The 19388-nt window shown below is 37.7% G+C and carries 17 protein-coding genes; 12 read left to right on the top strand and 5 right to left on the bottom strand.

Annotated features, from left to right (window positions below):
• The first annotated feature begins 21 nt into the window (after window positions 1-21).
• The 10 genes from mutL to ABD005_RS17340 all read left to right on the top strand — a co-directional run bounded on the left by mutL (window position 22) and on the right by ABD005_RS17340 (window position 11498).
• Window positions 22-2079 carry a DNA mismatch repair endonuclease MutL gene (gene mutL, locus ABD005_RS17385; protein ID WP_343818992.1) on the top strand — a complete coding sequence of 686 codons (2058 nt, stop codon included), beginning with the start codon at window positions 22-24 and terminating at the stop codon, window positions 2077-2079.
• A gap of 118 nt (window positions 2080-2197) precedes the next feature.
• Window positions 2198-3121: a tRNA (adenosine(37)-N6)-dimethylallyltransferase MiaA gene (miaA, locus tag ABD005_RS17380; RefSeq protein WP_215981653.1), complete on the top strand. Its 924-nt coding sequence runs from the start codon at window positions 2198-2200 to the stop codon at window positions 3119-3121.
• A 144-nt stretch (window positions 3122-3265) separates the two neighbouring features.
• On the top strand, window positions 3266-3520 hold the full coding sequence (gene hfq, locus ABD005_RS17375; protein ID WP_215981602.1) for an RNA chaperone Hfq: 255 nt from the start codon (window positions 3266-3268) through the stop codon (window positions 3518-3520).
• Window positions 3521-3571: 51 nt separating this feature from the next.
• Window positions 3572-4858: a ribosome rescue GTPase HflX gene (hflX, locus tag ABD005_RS17370; protein WP_343818990.1), complete on the top strand. Its 1287-nt coding sequence runs from the start codon at window positions 3572-3574 to the stop codon at window positions 4856-4858.
• A 55-nt stretch (window positions 4859-4913) separates the two neighbouring features.
• The gene (gene hflK / locus ABD005_RS17365; protein WP_215981600.1) at window positions 4914-6056 is read left to right on the top strand and encodes an FtsH protease activity modulator HflK; all 1143 of its coding nucleotides are present in this window, start codon (window positions 4914-4916) and stop codon (window positions 6054-6056) included.
• Window positions 6057-6059: 3 nt separating this feature from the next.
• Window positions 6060-6944, top strand: coding sequence for a protease modulator HflC (gene hflC / locus ABD005_RS17360; protein ID WP_215981599.1), 885 nt, complete (start codon window positions 6060-6062; stop codon window positions 6942-6944).
• A gap of 85 nt (window positions 6945-7029) precedes the next feature.
• The gene (locus tag ABD005_RS17355) at window positions 7030-7629 is read left to right on the top strand and encodes a hypothetical protein (RefSeq protein ID WP_343818987.1); all 600 of its coding nucleotides are present in this window, start codon (window positions 7030-7032) and stop codon (window positions 7627-7629) included.
• Window positions 7630-7769: 140 nt separating this feature from the next.
• On the top strand, window positions 7770-9065 hold the full coding sequence (locus ABD005_RS17350) for an adenylosuccinate synthase (RefSeq protein WP_215981597.1): 1296 nt from the start codon (window positions 7770-7772) through the stop codon (window positions 9063-9065).
• Window positions 9066-9712: 647 nt separating this feature from the next.
• Window positions 9713-10954: a malic enzyme-like NAD(P)-binding protein gene (locus ABD005_RS17345; RefSeq protein ID WP_215981596.1), complete on the top strand. Its 1242-nt coding sequence runs from the start codon at window positions 9713-9715 to the stop codon at window positions 10952-10954.
• Between the two features lie 136 nt (window positions 10955-11090).
• Entirely contained in the window at window positions 11091-11498 is a 408-nt protein-coding gene (locus ABD005_RS17340) for a hypothetical protein (protein WP_343818985.1), read from the top strand.
• 33 nt (window positions 11499-11531) lie between these two features.
• Here the strand turns inward: ABD005_RS17340 and ABD005_RS17335 are convergent, their stop codons facing one another.
• From ABD005_RS17335 to ABD005_RS17325, 3 genes are all read right to left on the bottom strand, one after another.
• Entirely contained in the window at window positions 11532-12026 is a 495-nt protein-coding gene (locus ABD005_RS17335; protein ID WP_343818984.1) for a SixA phosphatase family protein, read from the bottom strand.
• A 96-nt stretch (window positions 12027-12122) separates the two neighbouring features.
• Entirely contained in the window at window positions 12123-13553 is a 1431-nt protein-coding gene (gene sthA / locus ABD005_RS17330) for a Si-specific NAD(P)(+) transhydrogenase (protein ID WP_215981593.1), read from the bottom strand.
• 85 nt (window positions 13554-13638) lie between these two features.
• A complete protein-coding gene (locus ABD005_RS17325) occupies window positions 13639-14757 on the bottom strand; it encodes an acyl-CoA desaturase (RefSeq protein WP_343818982.1) in 1119 nt (372 codons plus the stop codon).
• A 252-nt stretch (window positions 14758-15009) separates the two neighbouring features.
• On the opposite strand from ABD005_RS17325, the gene fabR reads away from it, so the two are divergent.
• On the top strand, window positions 15010-15636 hold the full coding sequence (gene fabR, locus ABD005_RS17320) for an HTH-type transcriptional repressor FabR (RefSeq protein ID WP_215981591.1): 627 nt from the start codon (window positions 15010-15012) through the stop codon (window positions 15634-15636).
• A gap of 43 nt (window positions 15637-15679) precedes the next feature.
• Here the strand turns inward: fabR and trmA are convergent, their stop codons facing one another.
• Window positions 15680-16774 carry a tRNA (uridine(54)-C5)-methyltransferase TrmA gene (trmA, locus tag ABD005_RS17315; RefSeq protein ID WP_343818980.1) on the bottom strand — a complete coding sequence of 365 codons (1095 nt, stop codon included), beginning with the start codon at window positions 16772-16774 and terminating at the stop codon, window positions 15680-15682.
• Window positions 16775-16988: 214 nt separating this feature from the next.
• Between trmA and ABD005_RS17310 the strand changes: the two genes are divergently transcribed.
• Entirely contained in the window at window positions 16989-18239 is a 1251-nt protein-coding gene (locus ABD005_RS17310) for a DUF5610 domain-containing protein (protein ID WP_343818979.1), read from the top strand.
• Between the two features lie 138 nt (window positions 18240-18377).
• Here the strand turns inward: ABD005_RS17310 and ABD005_RS17305 are convergent, their stop codons facing one another.
• Window positions 18378-18842 carry an RNA recognition motif domain-containing protein gene (locus ABD005_RS17305; RefSeq protein ID WP_215981588.1) on the bottom strand — a complete coding sequence of 155 codons (465 nt, stop codon included), beginning with the start codon at window positions 18840-18842 and terminating at the stop codon, window positions 18378-18380.
• Window positions 18843-19388: the final 546 nt, after the last annotated feature.

The raw sequence follows: 19388 nt of genomic DNA, 5'->3' as shown, positions 1-19388 counted from the left end.
ACTTTAGTTGATGCTATTACTATGACCATTGCCATATTACCCGCACGTTTAGCTAACCAAATTGCGGCGGGTGAAGTTGTTGAACGTCCTGCCTCTGTTATTAAAGAGTTGATTGAAAATAGCTTAGACGCTGGCGCTACTGCGATCCAAATTACGGTGGATAAGGGTGGCGTAAAAAAAATTAAAATTACTGATAATGGCAGTGGTATTGCCAAAGATGAGCTAGCCTTAGCACTAAGTAGGCATGCTACCAGTAAAATTAAAGACTTATCTGATCTTGAAGCCATTGATAGCTTAGGTTTTAGGGGCGAGGCTCTAGCCAGTATAAGTTCAGTGGCACGTCTCACGCTAACATCTAAACCACAACATCAAGATACTGCATGGCAAGCAACTGCTGCAGGGCGTGATATGGCCGTTAATATTCAACCAGCTGCACATCCCGATGGCACTACCATTGAAGTGCTCGATTTATTTTTTAATACTCCAGCACGACGTAAGTTTTTACGCACTGAAAAAACTGAATTTAACCATATTGATGAAATTGTAAGACGTATCGCCTTAGCGCGTTTTGATGTGAGTTTTACGCTTACTCATAACGGTAAAGTTGTGCGTCAATATCGTATTGCCAATACCCAAGCACAAAATGCGAAACGGGTTGCTATGGTGTGCGGACAAAAGTTTATTGAACATGCCATTGAAGTCAATTGTGAACACGACAACATGAAATTATCAGGCTGGGTGGCTAAGCCAAGCTTTGCTCGTAATCAAAATGATTTATGCTATAGCTATGTTAATGGACGTATGATGCGTGATAAGTTAATTAACCACGCTATTAGGCAGGCATACAGTACATTACTACCTGCTGATACTTACCCTGCTTTTGTTTTATTTTTACAAGTAGATTGCCGCGAGGTTGATGTAAATGTTCATCCAGCCAAGCATGAAGTGCGCTTTCATCAAAGCCGCTATGTACATGACTTTATTTATTCGGTATGCCATAAAGCCTTATTATCGATAAACAATACTGATAATTTGTTTAACGAAGAAAATAATACCGAGGAATATACCCTTGGAGTCGATAATATCCGTGATGAAAATAGCTTAATTAGTCCATTACAGCCTGAGCAGTCGTATCAGACTCATGAAAACTCATACAGTCATACTTCTCAAGCTGGTTCTAGGTTAGATTCATCAGGTGCCAGCTCAGTAAGCCACTCTGTTGATTATCAACGCCCTAGTTATGTTACGCCGTTACAGCATGTTAATGACAACAGTAGCCGCTACGCTAATCAAAGTGGCTATCAATCGAAACAAGTATCCCCCGCTGCAGTCAGTCATTATGAGCAATTGTTAAATACAACTAATGCTCATGAAACAACAAGTATTGATGCAGAGAATGAAAACCATAACCACAAGCAATTAAACCCTGACGCAAACAGTAGTACGCAAGCCTATGAAAAACCAATGAGCGAATCATTGTTTATTCACTATGCAGCTCCAGGTTACGGCTTATATAAGCATGACGGTGCTTTGCGATTACTTTCACTGTTTAAGTTTGCTCAACAGCTCAATAGTAAAGTAGTAGCAAGCCGTTGGTTATCTACGACACAAACGAGTTTTGATTATAACAACACTAATAATAATCAAGAACAGGGATTAGTGAGCCAGCCCTTATTGTTGCCAGTGATGATCACATTATCTGTAGCACAAGAAAGTTTGCTAAGAGCGTGTGAGGATCTTTTAACGAAAGCTGGTATTGTTTTTGTTATTAAAACTCATCATAAAGTACAAATTAGGCAGTTTCCTGCACTATTACGCGATAAAGATGTTAGTAGCAGTTTTATTACTATTATTGATGCTTTGCAGGAAGTCACTGCGCAGCAGGCTGATACACTTATTGCTGAAAGTGATATTTTTCAAGCGATTGGTCAGGCAATGCTGCATAAAGAATATACTCAAAATCAAGCTGATAACCTTATCAAACAAGCCATAACTGTGCTCGGAGATAAGTTTAGTACAAACTTGCTCTTGAATTCTGTACCCGTTGACCTTACATCCTCTATAAAGCAGCTACACTAATCATATAAAGCGTCTTATTTTAGTCCTTTATTTAGTACGACTTAAATTATCAATCGTTAAGGGCAAAGTTTTCGTGTCTACTCAATCTTCACCTATAGAGCTACCTGTTATTTGTTTAATGGGGCCAACGGCTTCAGGAAAAACAGCATTAGCCATGGAGCTATACGATACTTTGCCATGTGAAATTATCAGCGTCGATTCTGCGCTCATATATCGTGATATGAATATTGGTACAGCAAAACCTACAGCGGATGAATTAAAAAAGTACCCTCACCATTTAATTAATTTACGTGATGCCAGTGAAAGCTACTCTGCAGCTGATTTTTGTCGTGATGCGCTCCTTAAAATTGATGAGATTAAAGCTAACAATCGTATTCCAATATTAGTTGGCGGAACTATGATGTACTTTAAAAGCCTAATTGAGGGCATTTCACCATTACCAACCGCAAATGAAGCAATTAGGGCAGAAATTGAAGCACAAGCTAATAATATTGGTTGGCAAGCGCTACACGATCAGTTAGCTGAAATAGACCCAGTGTCGGCAAAGCGTATTCACCCTAATGACCCACAACGCTTAACCAGAGCGCTTGAGGTCTACCGCATAACAGGTAACACTTTAACACAACTGACCGAAATTAAAGGTGATAAGCTCGCTGGCAATATTTTACAATTAGCTATTACTCCCAAAGAGCGTAGTACATTACATCAACGTATAGAGTTACGTTACCAACAAATGGTTGAGCAAGGCTTTGAAGAAGAAGTTAACAAGCTTCAAGCCCGTGGGGATTTACACGAAGATTTACCATCAATCCGTTGTGTTGGTTATCGACAAATGTGGCAATACCTCAATGGTGAGTGCAATCATGATGAAATGATTTTTCGTGGTGTTTGTGCAACACGACAACTTGCGAAAAGACAACTAACATGGTTACGTAGTTGGCCAGATTTACATTGGCTTAATAGCGACGACGAGACAAATTTAGCGCAAGTGTTAACGCTACTAAAACAAAGCGATAAAGAACAAGCAAATATAAAGCAATAGTTAAAAATTGATGTATAATTAATTTGTTAGTTTTTTATACATAGCTACAAAAGGGATTTTCAGCGTATTTTGTATAATTTAATGCGTTTTAGGTTAATCATAAACAAACAGTAATTTATTAATAATAATAAAAGGGACCATATAATGGCAAAAGGGCAATCTTTACAAGACCCATTTTTGAATGCTTTACGTCGTGATCGCATTCCAGTTGCAATTTACTTAGTAAACGGTATTAAGCTGCAAGGACAAGTTGAGTCGTTTGATCAATTTGTTATTTTGCTGAAAAACACCGTAAGCCAAATGGTATACAAGCACGCAATTTCTACTGTTGTACCTTCACGCGCAGTGAATACAACTCCCACATCAGATCAAGATGGTGATCAATCGTCAGATGCGTAAATTGCATATCGATTTTTATACCACTAAACATATCGTTAAGGTTTAATTCAGTTGTTTGATCGTTACCAAGCTGGTGAACAAGCAGTACTTGTTCACCTCGACTTTCCCGATGAAAGTACTCGTGAAGATTTAACCGAATTTAAAATGTTAGTTTCTTCTGCTGGCATTGAGGCGTTAACCGTTGTTTCAGGCAAGCGTAATACACCACACCCACGTTTTTTTGTTGGTAGTGGTAAAGCTGATGAAGTTGCCGAAGCGGTTAGGCTTTTCGGAGCTAACGTGATTTTATTTAATCACAGCCTAACGCCATCTCAAGAAAAAAATATGGAAGCACTTTGTCAGTGCCGTGTTGTTGATCGTACGACATTAATTTTAGATATTTTTGCACAACGTGCTCGTACTCACGAAGGTAAACTACAAGTTGAGCTGGCGCAGCTACGACATTTAAGCAGCCGCTTAATTCGTGGTTGGACCCATCTTGAGCGACAAAAAGGTGGTATTGGACTTCGTGGTCCAGGTGAAACCCAATTAGAAACCGATAGACGTTTATTACGTGAACGCATGATCAATATACGTAAGCGTTTAGAGAAAGTTGAAGTGCAACGACAGCAAGGGCGTCGAGCTCGTGCCCGTGCAGAATTGCCAACATTATCACTTGTTGGTTATACAAACGCGGGTAAGTCAACATTATTTAATGTGATAACACAGGCTGAGGTTTACGCAGCTGACCAGTTGTTTGCTACTTTAGACCCTACCTTAAGACGTATTTCTTTACCAAGTGTTGGACGAGTAATTTTAGCCGATACCGTTGGCTTTATTCGACATTTACCTCACGATTTAGTCGCGGCATTTAAAGCTACACTGACAGAAACTCGAGAAGCTGAGCTTTTACTGCATGTTGTTGATATAGCAGACGACAGACGTACAGAAAACATTGAACAAGTTGAGTATGTTTTAAAAGAAATTGAAGCGGATGAAGTACCACAGTTAATTATTTGTAACAAAATAGATAATCTAGATGATATAGAGCCACGTATTGATAGAGATATCGATGGCATGCCAATCAGAGTATGGCTGTCGGCACAGGCAAATATAGGGATAGACTTGTTATTTATCGCATTAGCTGAGCGTTTGGGAACGCACGTGGTAAAACATCAGTTAAATATTCCGCCGCGAGCAGGTAAATTACGTGGAGAATTGTATAAACTGAATTGTATTACTAGTGAAAGTTACGATGAAGAAGGTTATTGCCATCTTGAAGTTAAATTACCATCAAGAGAATGGCAGCGATTAGTAAAAAGCGAACATAGTGAGATAGCAGAGTTTATCGAGCATTAATTTTTTAATTGTACGGATGGTTATGATGATAACCATTGAATAAGTGGAGAAAAGTATGGCTTGGAACGAACCGGGGAATAATGATAAAGACCCCTGGAAAAATAAAGGTGGTAAAAATCAAGGCCCACCTGATTTAGATGAGTTATTAAATGACCTAGGTAAAAAGGTTACCGGCATTTTTGGTGGTAAAACAACCAAAGGCGGCCCGGGCAAAAGCTTTTCAAGTATCGGTGTTAGTATTTTACTTATTATTGGCCTAGTTGTTTATGCATTTAGTGGTTTTTATACCATTAAAGAAGCTGAGCAAGGGCTAGTTTTACGTTTTGGTCAATACTCAGGTACCGTTGAACCGGGCTTACGTTGGAAGTGGACTTTTATTGACCGCGTTATTCCTGTTGATATGCAAAGTACGCGCGAAATGCCTTCTTCAGGCTTTATGCTGACACAAGATGAAAATGTTGTGAATGTTGAAATGCAAATTCAATATCGTGTTGTTGATGCGCGTAACTATATATTCAGTGTTACTAATGCTGATGATAGCTTAAAGCAATCACTTGATAGTGCTTTACGTTACGTTGTTGGTCACGCGAAAATGGATGACATTTTAACCAGTGGCCGTGAAATTATTCGTCAATCAGTTTGGGAAGAACTTGATAAAATAATTGAACCTTACCAATTAGGCTTAATTATTGTTGATGTTAACTTTAAAGATGCACGTCCACCAAACGAAGTAAAAGATGCGTTTGATGATGCCATTGCAGCGCAAGAAGATGAAGTGCGCTTTTTACGTGAAGCAGAAGCCTATGCACGTGGTATTGAACCACAAGCACGCGGTCGAGTTAAGCGTATAGAGCAAGAAGCTTTAGCTTATAAATCTCAAATAGTATTAGATGCGCAAGGTGAAGTTGCTAAGTTCGAAAAGCTTTTACCTGAATACTTAGCTGCTCCAGAAGTAACACGTCAACGTTTATACATTGCCACTATGGAAAATGTCTATAGCAATACCAGTAAAGTAATGGTTGATGTTGAAGGCGGTAATAACATGATGTACTTGCCACTTGATAAAATAATTCAACAGCAGTCAACTAATACTCGTGCAAACTCACCTCAGTCTTATGTACCAGTTAGTCAACCGAGTCAGAACAGCGCACCATCGACATCAGATCGTGCTGATAGATTTAACAGTGGGAGAAACTAACACATGAAGAACTTTTCCATTGCTATTGTAGCGTTAGTATTTATCTTAGTTGTTTCGTCTGTTTTTGTTATTTATGAAGGTCAACGCGGTATCGTGTTTGAATTCAACAAAATTAAACGTGACAGTGCTACCGGTGAAATGATGATATTTGAGCCTGGCTTAAACTTCAAAATACCTTTCATTCAATCGGTTAAAAAACTTGATGCGCGTATTCAAACTCTTGATGAAGCAGCAGATAGGTTTGTAACCGCTGAGAAAAAAGACTTAATAGTCGACTCTTTTGTAAAATGGCGCATTGTAGATTTTTCTACTTATTATTTAAGAACGTCAGGTTCAATTGATAATGCCCGTGCGTTACTAAAACAAAAAGTAAATAACGGCTTACGTACTGAGTTTGGTCACCGTACTATTAAAGAGATTGTTTCGGGTGATCGCGATGCGATTATGGCTCAAGCGCTAGAAAGTGCTAAAAGTAGTCGCGAAGACTTAGGTATTGAAGTTGTTGATGTTCGTATTAAGGCAATTAACTTACCGACTGAAATCAGTAACTCTATTTATGATCGTATGCGTGCTGAGCGTACTGCAGTAGCTAAAGAGCATAGATCACAAGGTCAAGAGCAGGCTGAAATTATTCGAGCAACTATTGATGCCAAAGTAACCATTATGTTAGCTGAAGCGCAAAAGAACTCTTTTACTACACGTGGTGAAGGAGATGCATTAGCAGCTAAAATATATTCAGATGCTTATAATAAAGACGCTGAGTTTTATGGGTTTATTCGTAGCTTAGAAGCTTATGAAAAAAGCTTTAGCAGTAAAAATGATATTATGGTTGTTAAACCAGACAGTGACTTTTTCCGTTATTTAAAAGATGGCGTAAAGGGTAAATAGTTTAACGGTTATATAACAATCAAAAGCCAGCTTTATTGCTGGCTTTTTTATAGCAAAAATACACATTCTTTTTTCGAGGTAGCAAATGAAAAATACAATAATAGCGTTAGGTTTGGTTTTTTCGAGTTTAAGTGCGTCAGCTGTGGTGCTTGAAGCGCCACTGGTATCAATTCCGAGCCACGATGCTTTCTTTAATAACATTAGTCAACATTGTGGCAAGTCATATCAAGGTGAAGTGACTATTGATAATGCAAAGGGCAGTAGCTTTGCTAATAAGCCATTGGTTATGTATGTGAGAAAATGTACTGATAATGAATTACAGGTACCTTTTTATGTTGGTGATGACGCATCACGTACCTGGATTATTACTAAAACAGGAGCGGGGTTATCATTAAAGCATGATCACAGAAAGGTAGATGGATCTTATGACGAGTCAACTATGTATGGTGGCCATACTATAGATGCGGGTTGGTCTAACGTGCAATCATTCCCTGCTGATCAATATTCAAAAGAGCTCTTCGTTACTCAAGGTATCCCTCAGTCGGCCACCAATATTTGGCAGATGTATATTTACCCAACTAAGTTTACTTATCGCTTAGTGAGAGAAGGAAGAGAGTTTAGGGTTGACTTTGACTTAACCAAACCGATTAAAAACCCGAAAGCGCCATGGGGTTATCAGGAGTAGTTGTCTACTCTATAACCTATTAATATATATAGTTAATAATTATTAAAAAGCTGTCCAAGGAAAAAATGTCGCTTTTTCCCTTGGACTAGGCTGCTATATTTGATAAAATCCCCGCCTAATTTTCTTACGAAATAGTAAACATGGGCAAAAATGTAGTTGTTCTCGGCACTCAATGGGGTGACGAAGGTAAAGGTAAGATCGTAGACTTACTAACAGATAAAGCTAAATATGTAGTTCGTTATCAAGGTGGTCACAATGCTGGTCACACTTTAGTGATCAACGGTGAAAAAACCGTATTACATTTAATTCCATCAGGCGTATTACGTGATAACGTAAAATGTTTGATTGGTAATGGTGTAGTGTTGTGTCCTAAAGCCTTAATGACCGAAATCACTATGTTGGAAGCGAAAGGCGTACCAGTACGCGAACGTTTGCTTATTAGTGATGCATGTCCTCTAATACTTCCTTATCACAATGCCTTAGATGCGGCTCGTGAAGTTGCTCGTGGCAATAAAGCTATTGGTACAACAGGTCGTGGTATTGGTCCAGCATATGAAGATAAAGTTGCACGTCGCGGTTTGCGTGTTGGCGACTTATTCTGCGCAGAAACATTTGCAGCTAAGTTAAAAGAAATCGTTGAATATCACAATTTCTCTCTGGTTAATTATTATAAAGTTGAACCAGTAAGCTATGAAGAAGTACTAGCTGATGCGTTAGCTGTTGCAGATATTATCAAAAACATGACAGCCGATATCTCTGAAATTCTTGATCAAGCACGTAAAAACGGTGATTCTATCATGTTTGAAGGTGCTCAAGGTACTTTACTTGATATCGATCACGGTACATACCCATACGTAACTTCGTCCAACACTACTGCTGGTGGTGTTGCGACAGGTTGTGGTGTTGGTCCTCGTCATCTTGATTATATCTTAGGTATTACCAAAGCTTACACAACTCGTGTTGGCTCAGGCCCTTTCCCAACAGAGTTAAATGATGAAATTGGTAATCATTTAGGTACTGTAGGTCATGAGTTTGGCGCTACTACTGGTCGTGAACGTCGTTGTGGTTGGTTTGATGCTGTTGCTATGCACCGTGCAATTCAAGTTAATAGCGTAACAGGTTTTTGTTTAACTAAGCTTGATGTACTTGACGGCTTAGAAACATTAAAGATCTGTACTGGCTATAAAACACCAGAAGGCGACATTATTACTGTGCCGCCAACAGCTGCTGAAGGTTATGAGAAAATAACTCCAGTATATGAAGAGCTTCCAGGATGGTCAGAAAGCACTGTTGGTGCTACATCAGTTGATGCCCTTCCTGCCAATGCACTTGCTTATATTAAACGTATTGAAGAAGTTACTGGTATTCCTGTTGATATAATTTCTACTGGACCAGATCGTGTTGAAACAATTATTAAAGTAAACCCTTTCCTTTAATAGACGTTATCAATGCTATAAAAATCCGACCTAGTGTCGGATTTTTTTTGTCTTAAAATTTGTTCATAAATAACCTGAACTCGGTTTAAGAGATATTTAACAAATTGAAATATAATAAAAAATTATTTTTCTAAATCGCTAGCTTGATAGTTTTTCTTAATTCAAGGCAAATTTCGCGTCAATAGCTGGGCTATTGCAAGTAAATTTAACGAAGAAGTTAGGAAAAGTAGCTGCTAGAGAAACATTTGTTAAGCCGAGCTCAGGTTAAATAACCACCCGAGATAATAAATTCATCAGAGTGTTTATTTATTCACTTACCTTTTAAAGTCAAAGCGTTAAAAAGTCTCACCATTTATTTCACTTATCTGAGTAAGTTATTGCTTATTCCTACCGTTCTAAACACAAGAGGTAATATTCCTCCTTTACTGACGGAATATTTAGCCGGAAATAGTCAATATTTATAATATTAATGTGTGTTTAAGTCTTAATAAGCTTACATTCTATATAGCCGCTAGCAATTTTATATAGTTAAACAACCTTGTATTTCCTTAGTTGATTGCAATACCATTGATTTTGTAGAAATAAATAACAATAAAAATACGTCTATACTTTTATCCACAACAAAACTAACGCATTAGGAAACATTTATGACTGATTTTCGTCAGCAAGCACTTGATTATCACGCTTTACCCACACCAGGAAAAATTTGTGTTGCGCTTACTACCGCAGCTGAAACAAGTGAAGATTTGTCACTGGCATATAGTCCAGGTGTTGCTGAGCCTGTAAGAGAAATAGCGGCTAACCCTGATGATGTTTATAAATATACTGCAAAAGGTAATACCGTTGCGGTTATTTCAAATGGTACTGCAATTTTAGGTTTAGGTAATTTGGGGCCAATGGCCTCTAAACCAGTGATGGAAGGTAAAGCACTATTATTTAAACGCTTTGCCAACATTGACTCGTTTGATATCCAAGTTAAACATAAAACAGTTGAAGATTTTGTTAACACTGTTGCTAATATTGCAGATAGTTTTGGTGGTATCAATTTAGAAGATATTAAAGCCCCAGAATGTTTTGCGATAGAAAAGGCACTTATTGAGCGTTGTAAGATTCCTGTATTTCATGATGACCAGCATGGCACCGCTATTGTAACTGCTGCAGGCATGATGAATGCGTTAGATATTCAAGGCAAAGATATAAAGCAAGCAAATATTGTTTGTTTAGGAGCTGGGGCAGCAGCAATTGCTTGTATGGAGCTGTTAATTAAGTGTGGTGCACAACGTGAAAAAATCTATATGCTAGATACTAAAGGTATTGTGCATACGCGTCGAGATGATTTAAACGAATATAAAAAGCTCTTTGCTAATAATACCGATAAGCGTACTTTAGATGATGCCATCACTGGAGCTGACGTTTTTGTTGGGGTTTCAGGACCTAACTTATTAAGTGCAGAACAAGTTAAATTAATGGCGGATAATCCTGTTATTTTTGCTTGTTCAAACCCTGACCCTGAAATCACACCAGAATTGGCGCTCGCCGCACGAGATGATGTCATTATTGCAACGGGTCGTTCTGATTATCCTAATCAGGTAAATAATGTTTTATGCTTTCCGTTCATTTTCCGTGGCGCACTAGATGTACGTGCGCGTACTATTAATGATGAAATGAAAATTGCAGCAGTCCATGCGATAAGAGCATTGGCAAAAGAGCCTGTACCGCAAGAGGTTTTACAAGCCAGTGGTACAACTGAGTTAACTTTTGGTAAAAATTATATTATTCCTAAACCAATGGACTCTAGGTTATGTGCTGCTGTTGCAAAAGCGGTAGCACAAGCAGCCGTTGATTCAGGTGTTGCAGCACTCGAAATGCCTGAAAATTATATGAGCTAATCATGTAAACTAATTTGATTAGTGCGTTATAAACCAAGTTTTAATATGAGTTATAGTGCTTATTATTAGAATTAACCTTAAGACCATGCTTTAATAAAGCGTGGTCTTTTTATAGGTAAACTACTCGGTGTTAACTATGGATAAAAAACGTTATTGGTTGGCTGCTGTAATGGTACCAGTACTTTTATCTTCATGCTCCAATGAGGAAAGTACAACAATGAATAATCAAAATACTGCTCAGCTTAAAGCCGACCAGCATCAAGCGTTAATAAATGAGGATGCCAAGGATGAATGGCAGCAAGTTACTGTTATATTTAATGACTTTGAAGGTGGCTTTTACGGTTTAGTAACATTAAATGGAGATAATTTATTACCACTTAATTTACCTAAAGAGTATCAAGTTAAAGGAACTAAATTAAAAGTTAAAGGCAAACCCATCGAAGATATGATGACAACCGTGCAGTGGGGTACAGTGTTTAATATTACTGATTTTGAAGTTGTTACATTAGGCAAGGATACTCAAAATAAAGGTATTGTAGAGTAACTGTTGTAAGTATCTGTACTTTATTTATAAAAGCTATTTACATTGCAGTGGCTGTTTTAATACGGTCAATATAACTTCATTGTTAATAAACTGAATTTGGTAAAGCATCTGGTAATTATCTTCACTTAATTTAGTCACTTTTTTACCCGTCAATAACTCAACCAGTTTAGGTGTGGTATTACTATGACCAACAATAAGACTACTTTGTTGCTGCTGTTTTAGTTGAAAAGCAAAGTCGGCTAAATTTTTCGGACTGTAGTGCTTAACGCTAAGGCTGCTTTGCATTGCGAATGGAGTAGCTGTTTGTAAAGTACGCTGGTAGGAAGTGCTGTAAACTTTGTTAATACCAGTTTCGCTGAGCATAGTGGCTAATTGTTTTGCTCGAAATAGGCCGCATGAGGTTAGCGAAGGATTATCTTTATCACTTTGTTTTTCCGCGTGCCGAACTAAATATAATGAAAAGTCGTTATCACTATAAGCACTTAAGCTAAAAGATAGGCTCACAAATAATAATATCAATTTCATCATAATGTTAAGTCGTTAGTAGCTGGATATACGTTGCTTATTATGAAAAGAGCTTCTATCACATTAAGCAACGTCGAAATTTTTACTATTATTTAACGGTTAGAAAAGGCGATTTAAACCATTTAATGCCGCTACCCTAAATGCTTCAGCCATTGTTGGGTAGTTAAAAGTGGTTTCAACAAAGTACTCGATGGTATTTCCGCCATTTTTTTGCTGCATAATCGCTTGTCCAATATGAATGATTTCAGCAGCGTTCTCGCCAAAACAATGAATTCCTAAAATTTCTTTGGTTTCTCTATGGAAAAGAATTTTTAAAGAGCCAACTAAGTTATTGGATATTTGTGCTCTTGCTAAATGCTTGAATTGAGCGCGGCCAACTTCGTAAGGAATTTTTGCTTCGGTGAGCTCTTGTTCCGTTTTACCTACTGAACTAATTTCTGGAATAGTATAAATACCTGTCGGTATGTCGACAATTAATTGCGCGTTACTAGTATTGTCGAGCATAGACAAAGCAGCAATACGCCCTTGATCAAAGGCTGCACTTGCTAAACTAGGGTAGCCAATAACATCACCAACGGCATATATATTATCAACTTCTGTTTGGTAACCACTATTAACTTTCAGCTGTCCTCGACCATCGGCTTTTAATCCAGCTGCGGGCAAATTTAAATCCGCAGTATTACCCGTTCTACCATTAGCGAATAACAGTAAATCAGCGCGCATTTTTTTGCCTGAATCTAAATGCACAACCACAGCATCGTCGGTCGCTTCCACACTTTCTATTTGTTCACCATGACGAATAACAACCCCGTTATTCCATAAGTGATAACTTAAAGAGTCGGACATTTCAGCATCTAAAAATGAAAGTAAGCGATCGCGGGTGTTAATTAAATCCACCTTAACCCCTAAGCCTCTAAAAATTGAAGCGTATTCACTCCCTATAACCCCAGCACCATAAATAATGACGTGGTTAGGCGCATGACTTAGCGATAAAATACTATCTGAGTCGTACACTCTTGGGTGTTTAAAGTCGATATCGGCTGGACGATAAGGTCTTGAACCTGTGGCAATAACAATTTTTTCGGCAGTTATGATTTCAGTTGAACCGTCAGGGCGTAAAATATTAATTGTATTTTTATCTATAAACGATGCTTCACCTGAAATGTGTTCAACGTGATTGCGATGATAAAAGCCACTACGTAAATTAACTTGTTTGCGAATAACCGCAGAGGCATGACTAAGAATATCTTGAAAAGTAAGTTGTTTGCTTTGGTTATTCTGACTAAATAACGGGTTTGCATTGTATTCAATGAGTCGGCTAACCGATTGACGAAGCGCTTTAGAAGGAATTGTGCCCCAATGAGTACAACCACCACCTACTTCATGGTAGCGCTCAATAATCGCGACCTTTTTTTGATGCTTGGCTAGGTTCATTGCTGCCCCTTCACCGCCAGGGCCTGTGCCAATGATAATTACGTCGTAGTCAAAAGTGATCGGCGTATTATTTTTCTTAGAATTAGTTTTTGCCAAAAGATATACCTCAAGTCCTGCATGATACAAAAATTTTAGCAGGAATTGAGGGAAATGGTAATAGAGTTAATCTATTCTGTTGATGTTAAGCAAGTTTCTGCGTTAATAAGTGCCAACTTTTACGTTGCTCAATTAAACGATCTTTTAACTCTTGGTATTGAGTCATCAGCTCTGACTTTTCAACATCGGCAATCACTTGCTCACGTTTAGCAGCAATAAGTGCCTTTCTAACTTGATAATAAGCATTTAATTTTTTAATTAATACATCATACTCTTGTTGTAAGTACGCAATACTTTGCTCAGCATTAGGACAAGTAATTAATTTTGCTTTTGTTTGCTTTAATGTCATCGCTAGTCGCGATTTTTCTATTTTGTCTTCTGAAACTGTACGTAGCTTAGTTGTTAGCCCTAGCCATTGGCAGCTTTTTATTAGCCACTTAGTTGGGTCGAAATGCCACCAACGAATACCGTTGCGGTAATCGTTTTCAAAAATATGGTGGTAATTATGATAACCCTCACCAAAGGTTAACAAAGCTAAAAAGCCATTATCGCGTGCCGTGTTTTTATCGGTGTAAGTTTGCTTACCCCAAATGTGTGCTAGCGAGTTAATGAAAAAAGTGGTGTGATGGTTCATAACAAGTCTAAATACGCCCAGTAATAACAAGCTATTAATCATATTGCCATGCCATAAACCAAAAGCGATAGGAATACCAAAATTCATCAGTAACGCGAGTGGTACATAGTACTTGTGCTGCCACATAACAATACCATCTTTTTTAAGGTCGCGAACGTTAGTGTAATCACTGTAGCGATCTTCTTGGTATCTTCTGCACATCCAACCGATATGAGAAAACCAAAAACCTCTTTTAGCCGAGTAGGGGTCTTTATCATTATTATCGACATGCTTGTGATGAACACGATGATCAGATGACCAATGTAATATGCTATTTTGCAAGGCGAATGCACCACCTAAAGCAAAAATGAGTCGTAAACTCCAATGTGCTTGGTAGGCTTTGTGAGCCCAAAGACGGTGATAACCTGCGGTAATTGACATGCCGCAATAGATAAAACAAACAATAGCAGCGGTTATTTCTGTTATATCAAAACCATGTGTTATAGCTCTGTAAGGTACAACAATAGCGGCAAATAAAAAGGTTACAGCAAAAATAGTAACATTCAGCCAGATAATAGCGGGTTTTTTCATTAGGTTCTCTTTTAATAAATTAACGACAGCTATTGTGGTTAAATTTCACTGTGCAATTTGAGTTTTACGAATTTTAATAAATCTTCACATTTAAGCGTACACTTGTACGCTGTTTATGGTAGTTTAGCTTTCTTGTCGGTCCAGTCAAGTATCTTCTGTAAATTTCTTTAGAAAAGAGCCAACTGACAAGTTGTCATTATTACAGTATGATAATTGCTATTAATTCGATATTTTGTAAACAGAGTAATCACTATGAGTGGTGTTAGAGCACAACAAAAAGAAAAAACTCGCAGGCTATTAATTGATGCGGCTTTAAACCAACTCAGTGCAGAGCGCAGTTTTTCTAATTTAAGTTTACGAGAAGTAGCGAAAGAGGCTGGCTTAGCGCCAACGTCTTTTTATCGACATTTTTCTGATATGGATGAATTAGGGCTAACATTAGTTGATGAAGCAGGATTAACGTTACGACAACTTATGCGCCAAGCCAGACAGCGTATTGCTAAAGGTGGCTCGGTTATTCAAATATCGGTACAAACATTTATGGAACTTATTGAAAGTAACGGAAATATTTTTCGTTTATTATTGCGTGAACGTTCAGGAACTTCTGCGGCATTTCGTGCTGCGGTAATTCGTGAAATTCGTTACTTTACTATGGAGTTGCGTGACTATTTACAACAAGCGAACCAACTTGATGCCGAAGTTGCCTACATGCAAGCGAATGCTGCGGTAACTATTGTTTTTAGCGCGGGGTCTGACGCATTAGATATTGATGATAAGAATGAGCGTGAACAATTAGCTCAACAAACCATTCAGCAATTAAGATTTATTGCTCGTGGCGCCGCGGAGTTAAGTGATAGACGTAAAGCAGGTAAGAAATAACCTGCTTTATTTTTGCAAAAATTACTTTTGTATCTGCTGATAGTTATTTTTTAGTTAGTATTACACCAACCTCAATATGGTGGGTATAAGGGAACTGATCAAATAACGCGTATTTATCTACCTTGTGCGTAGTTGTTAATAAAGCTAAATTTTCTTTGAGTGTTTCAGGGTTACATGAAATGTAAATTACTTTTTCAAAGCGTCTAACGAGCTCGACACTATCTTTATCTAAACCCGCTCTTGGTGGATCAACTAATACGGTATCGTAATTATAAGCGGTTAGGTCAAACCCCTCTAAACGTCTAAATTGACGTTCACCATTCATTGCCTGACTAAACTCTTCACTCGACATTCTTACAATATCGATATTATCGATGCCGTTTTTCTCAATATTAATTTGCGCTGAGCGAACTGATGTTTTTGATATTTCAGTCCCTAATACACGTGTGAAGTTTTCAGCAAGTGCAATACTAAAGTTACCATTACCGCAATACAGCTCAATTAAGTCACCTGTTGAGTCTTTAGTTGCTTGTTGTGCCCACAATAACATTTGTTCATTTACCTGCGCATTAGGCTGTGTGAAGCTATTTTCTACTTGCTGGTAAATGAATGTTTTATTGCCAACGTTAAGTGATTCCATAACGTAATCTTTATCAACAATAATTTTTTGCTTTTTAGCTCTTCCAATAATATCCACAGGAGCAATTGCAGAGAGCTCTACTTTAAGTGCTTTCGCAGCTTGCTCCCAACTTTCTTCTAAAGGCTTGTGGTAAAGTAAACTAATTAATAGCTCGCCACTTAAAGTCGATAAAAAATCTACTTGAAACAGTTTATATCTCAGGTCTTGATTATCTTTAATTGCAGTAATTAAACCTTTCATTGCTTTATTAATTAATTCGCTAGCAACGGGAAAGTCATCAACACGAAACTTTTCTTTAGTTTCACTGTTAAACATAATGTAATAAAGATCATCACCTTGATGCCACACTCTAAATTCAGCACGTTGACGGTAATTAAGCGGCTGTGATGGATAAACTTCGGCAACAGGCATAGTAAAGTGACTAAACAGTTCGGCCATATCTTGTTGTTTGCTTGATAACTGCTCAGGGTAATTATCGGGGTGGATATGACTAAACATAGTATTGCCTTTTGAAATAGAGTGATAAAGAAATAACAGCGCGAATTCTACTATCGCGATGATTTTTGTCTAGCCTTAATGTGCATTGAACACTAATCAAGTAATGTATAACAATATAGCCAACTTTTATTGCTTAACTTTTGTACATTGTTGCCGATAAGCTAATATAGACTGAGCTATTAACTTTAGGGTTAATTCACATTAAGGCAGCATTATGACAAAGTTAAACGATCTACTACACTCTATTAATCAGCGAACTATACCTAATCGAGCTGACAGCCTTAAGAGTAAAAACCAAACTAGTATAGCAGAGCAAGGCAACGAACCTATTCGCCACACTGGAAAAGGTCGGCCAATATTTGATCTGCAAGCGATTAAAAGTTTAGGCAAAAGTGGCTTTGCCGCAAAAGTAATGTATCAATCAATTTTCTCTCATTTTTCTTCATCAACCAATGATACCGCTATTACTCGTAATCAAAACCTCGCAGATATAGATTTAGCGAAAGCAGAGCAAGAAAGTGCAGGCTCGTTATTTGACTTTGAAGAAGTGGCTAAAAATGTCATGGCTTTTATTGGTTCGACAATTCTCTCCGCTAAATCAAGAGATGTCGGTGATGAAAAGCTCACTGAGTTATTTGATCAAGCGCGATCTGGCGTGGAACAAGGAATTGGCGATGCACTTGAAGTGCTAAAAGATAGTGAATCGTTAACAGAAGATATAGAAACAGGTATCGAGAAAAGCAGAGATCTTATTAATACAAAAATTGATGAGTTACATCAGCAGGTATTTGCGCCAGAAGAAGCAATAGAAAATATTTTATCTACTAACGAGTCATCTATTTCTAAGTCTCAAACCAGTAGCGTAAGTATTGTCACTGCAGAAGGGGATCGTATCAATATTGACTTTAGTGCTTCCCAAGGAAAAAACATTAATGAGCAATCATCATCAAATAGTTACCAAGTCGAACAAACTTTTTACAGCGAACGTAATTTTTCGTATAGCGTAGAAGGAGATTTAAATGATGATGAAAAAGCAGCGCTTGGCCAATTAATTGAAGAGGTTAGGGAGGTTCAACATCAATTCTTTACAGGAGATATTGAAAAGGCCTTTGAAAAGGCTACTGAGCTTAATGTTGAGTCTTCACAAATTGCTAGCTTTAGCATGAACCTAACTCAGCAAACATCAGTAAGTCAAAAGTATTCCGAAGTTGCGAATAATCAGAGTGAAGCAAGTGCAGATAATACGGATAAGCGTAAAGGGTTAGCCCAACAACTTAAACCTGCTATCGACTTTATGAAACAGTTCCAGCAGTTGCAACAGCAAGCAGAGCAATTACTCTCTCCAGCTGAAAGTAATATTAATAAATTTTATGATGCCATTATTAAGGCTGACTTTATAGCTCAACCTAGTCATACATTAGAAGGGCAATTAACACGTTGGCACAATATACTTGAGCAGTTATAGGTTTTTCAGCAAAGCTAAGTAGTCAGCTCATATAATGTATAAAGCAATATTCAGAGCGAGACAAAATAAAAAGAAAGGCCGTTAATATTACTATTAACGGCCTTTTATATAATGACAACCTTATGGTTGTGTTTAAACTTACTCGCTACGTTCAGGACGCTCTTTCGCTTCACGTACCTTCAAAGTGCGTTGTTGAAATTCAGTATCATTCAATGCTGAAATCGCAACATCTAAATCTTTAGTTGCCATTTCAACAAAACCAAAACCACGACGCTTACCGGTATGTTTATCTTTCATTAAACGTACTGATAGCACAGTACCGTAGTCAGCAAATAATTCTCTTACAGTGGTTTCATTTGCGCGGTAAGGTAAATTACCTACATAAAGAGTTTTCACATCTTCATTAGCAGGGAGACCAGTATTCCCGGTCGAAGAAGTGCTTGATGATGTTGCACCACCAATTAAAGGAGCAACAAAAGCACTAACAAAGGCAATGGCTGCGATTAACACAGGCGTTACGGGAGATAAAGCAATTGTAAGGACATAAGCGATAACTGCAAAAGCTGCAGCAATGATCACTGTGATTAGTTGAGGAGATTTCATAAATGGATACCTAATTATTATTGTAGAAATACGATTTGTATATTTTTATATAGTTGGATAACTCTAAATAGCAATTCTATGTTACCGAGCTTTTTCTAATGTGCAACTATTCAAGCGTAAAAATTATGCAATTTATACACTATATAAGTAAAAGGTAGACCAAAAAGAAATAAATGGCTGGTTAAATGCTCAATTCGTGGTAATTATCAGCGAACAGTCATTAAAATGAAAATAACCCTTGCGCATTCAAGTTAGCTCTCTATAATGCGCTCCAGTTCCAAGGGGTTCAGCTAAAAAGAAGCCTGAAAGAACTGTTTTGATAGCTTATCTACTCGTTTTATCGAATAAACAAGCCACTTAACGTTTACTTTTAAATGATTCTAAAATTAATTTGAAATTAAAGGTTGACATCAAAACTTGGAGGCGTATGATACGCATCCTGCTTCGGGGCTACGGCAACAAGCACGCTACTTACCAGTAGCGATGATAATGAGCGAATGTGACTCTTATCTTCTTCTTTAACAATTAGTTATCATGCAATTTGTG

Origin of the sequence: Colwellia asteriadis (assembly GCF_039523295.1) — a bacterium.
Lineage (GTDB): Bacteria > Pseudomonadota > Gammaproteobacteria > Enterobacterales > Alteromonadaceae > Colwellia > Colwellia asteriadis.
Note: the sequence above shows the minus strand (reverse complement) of the source record. Positions and strands in the feature narration are given on the sequence as shown.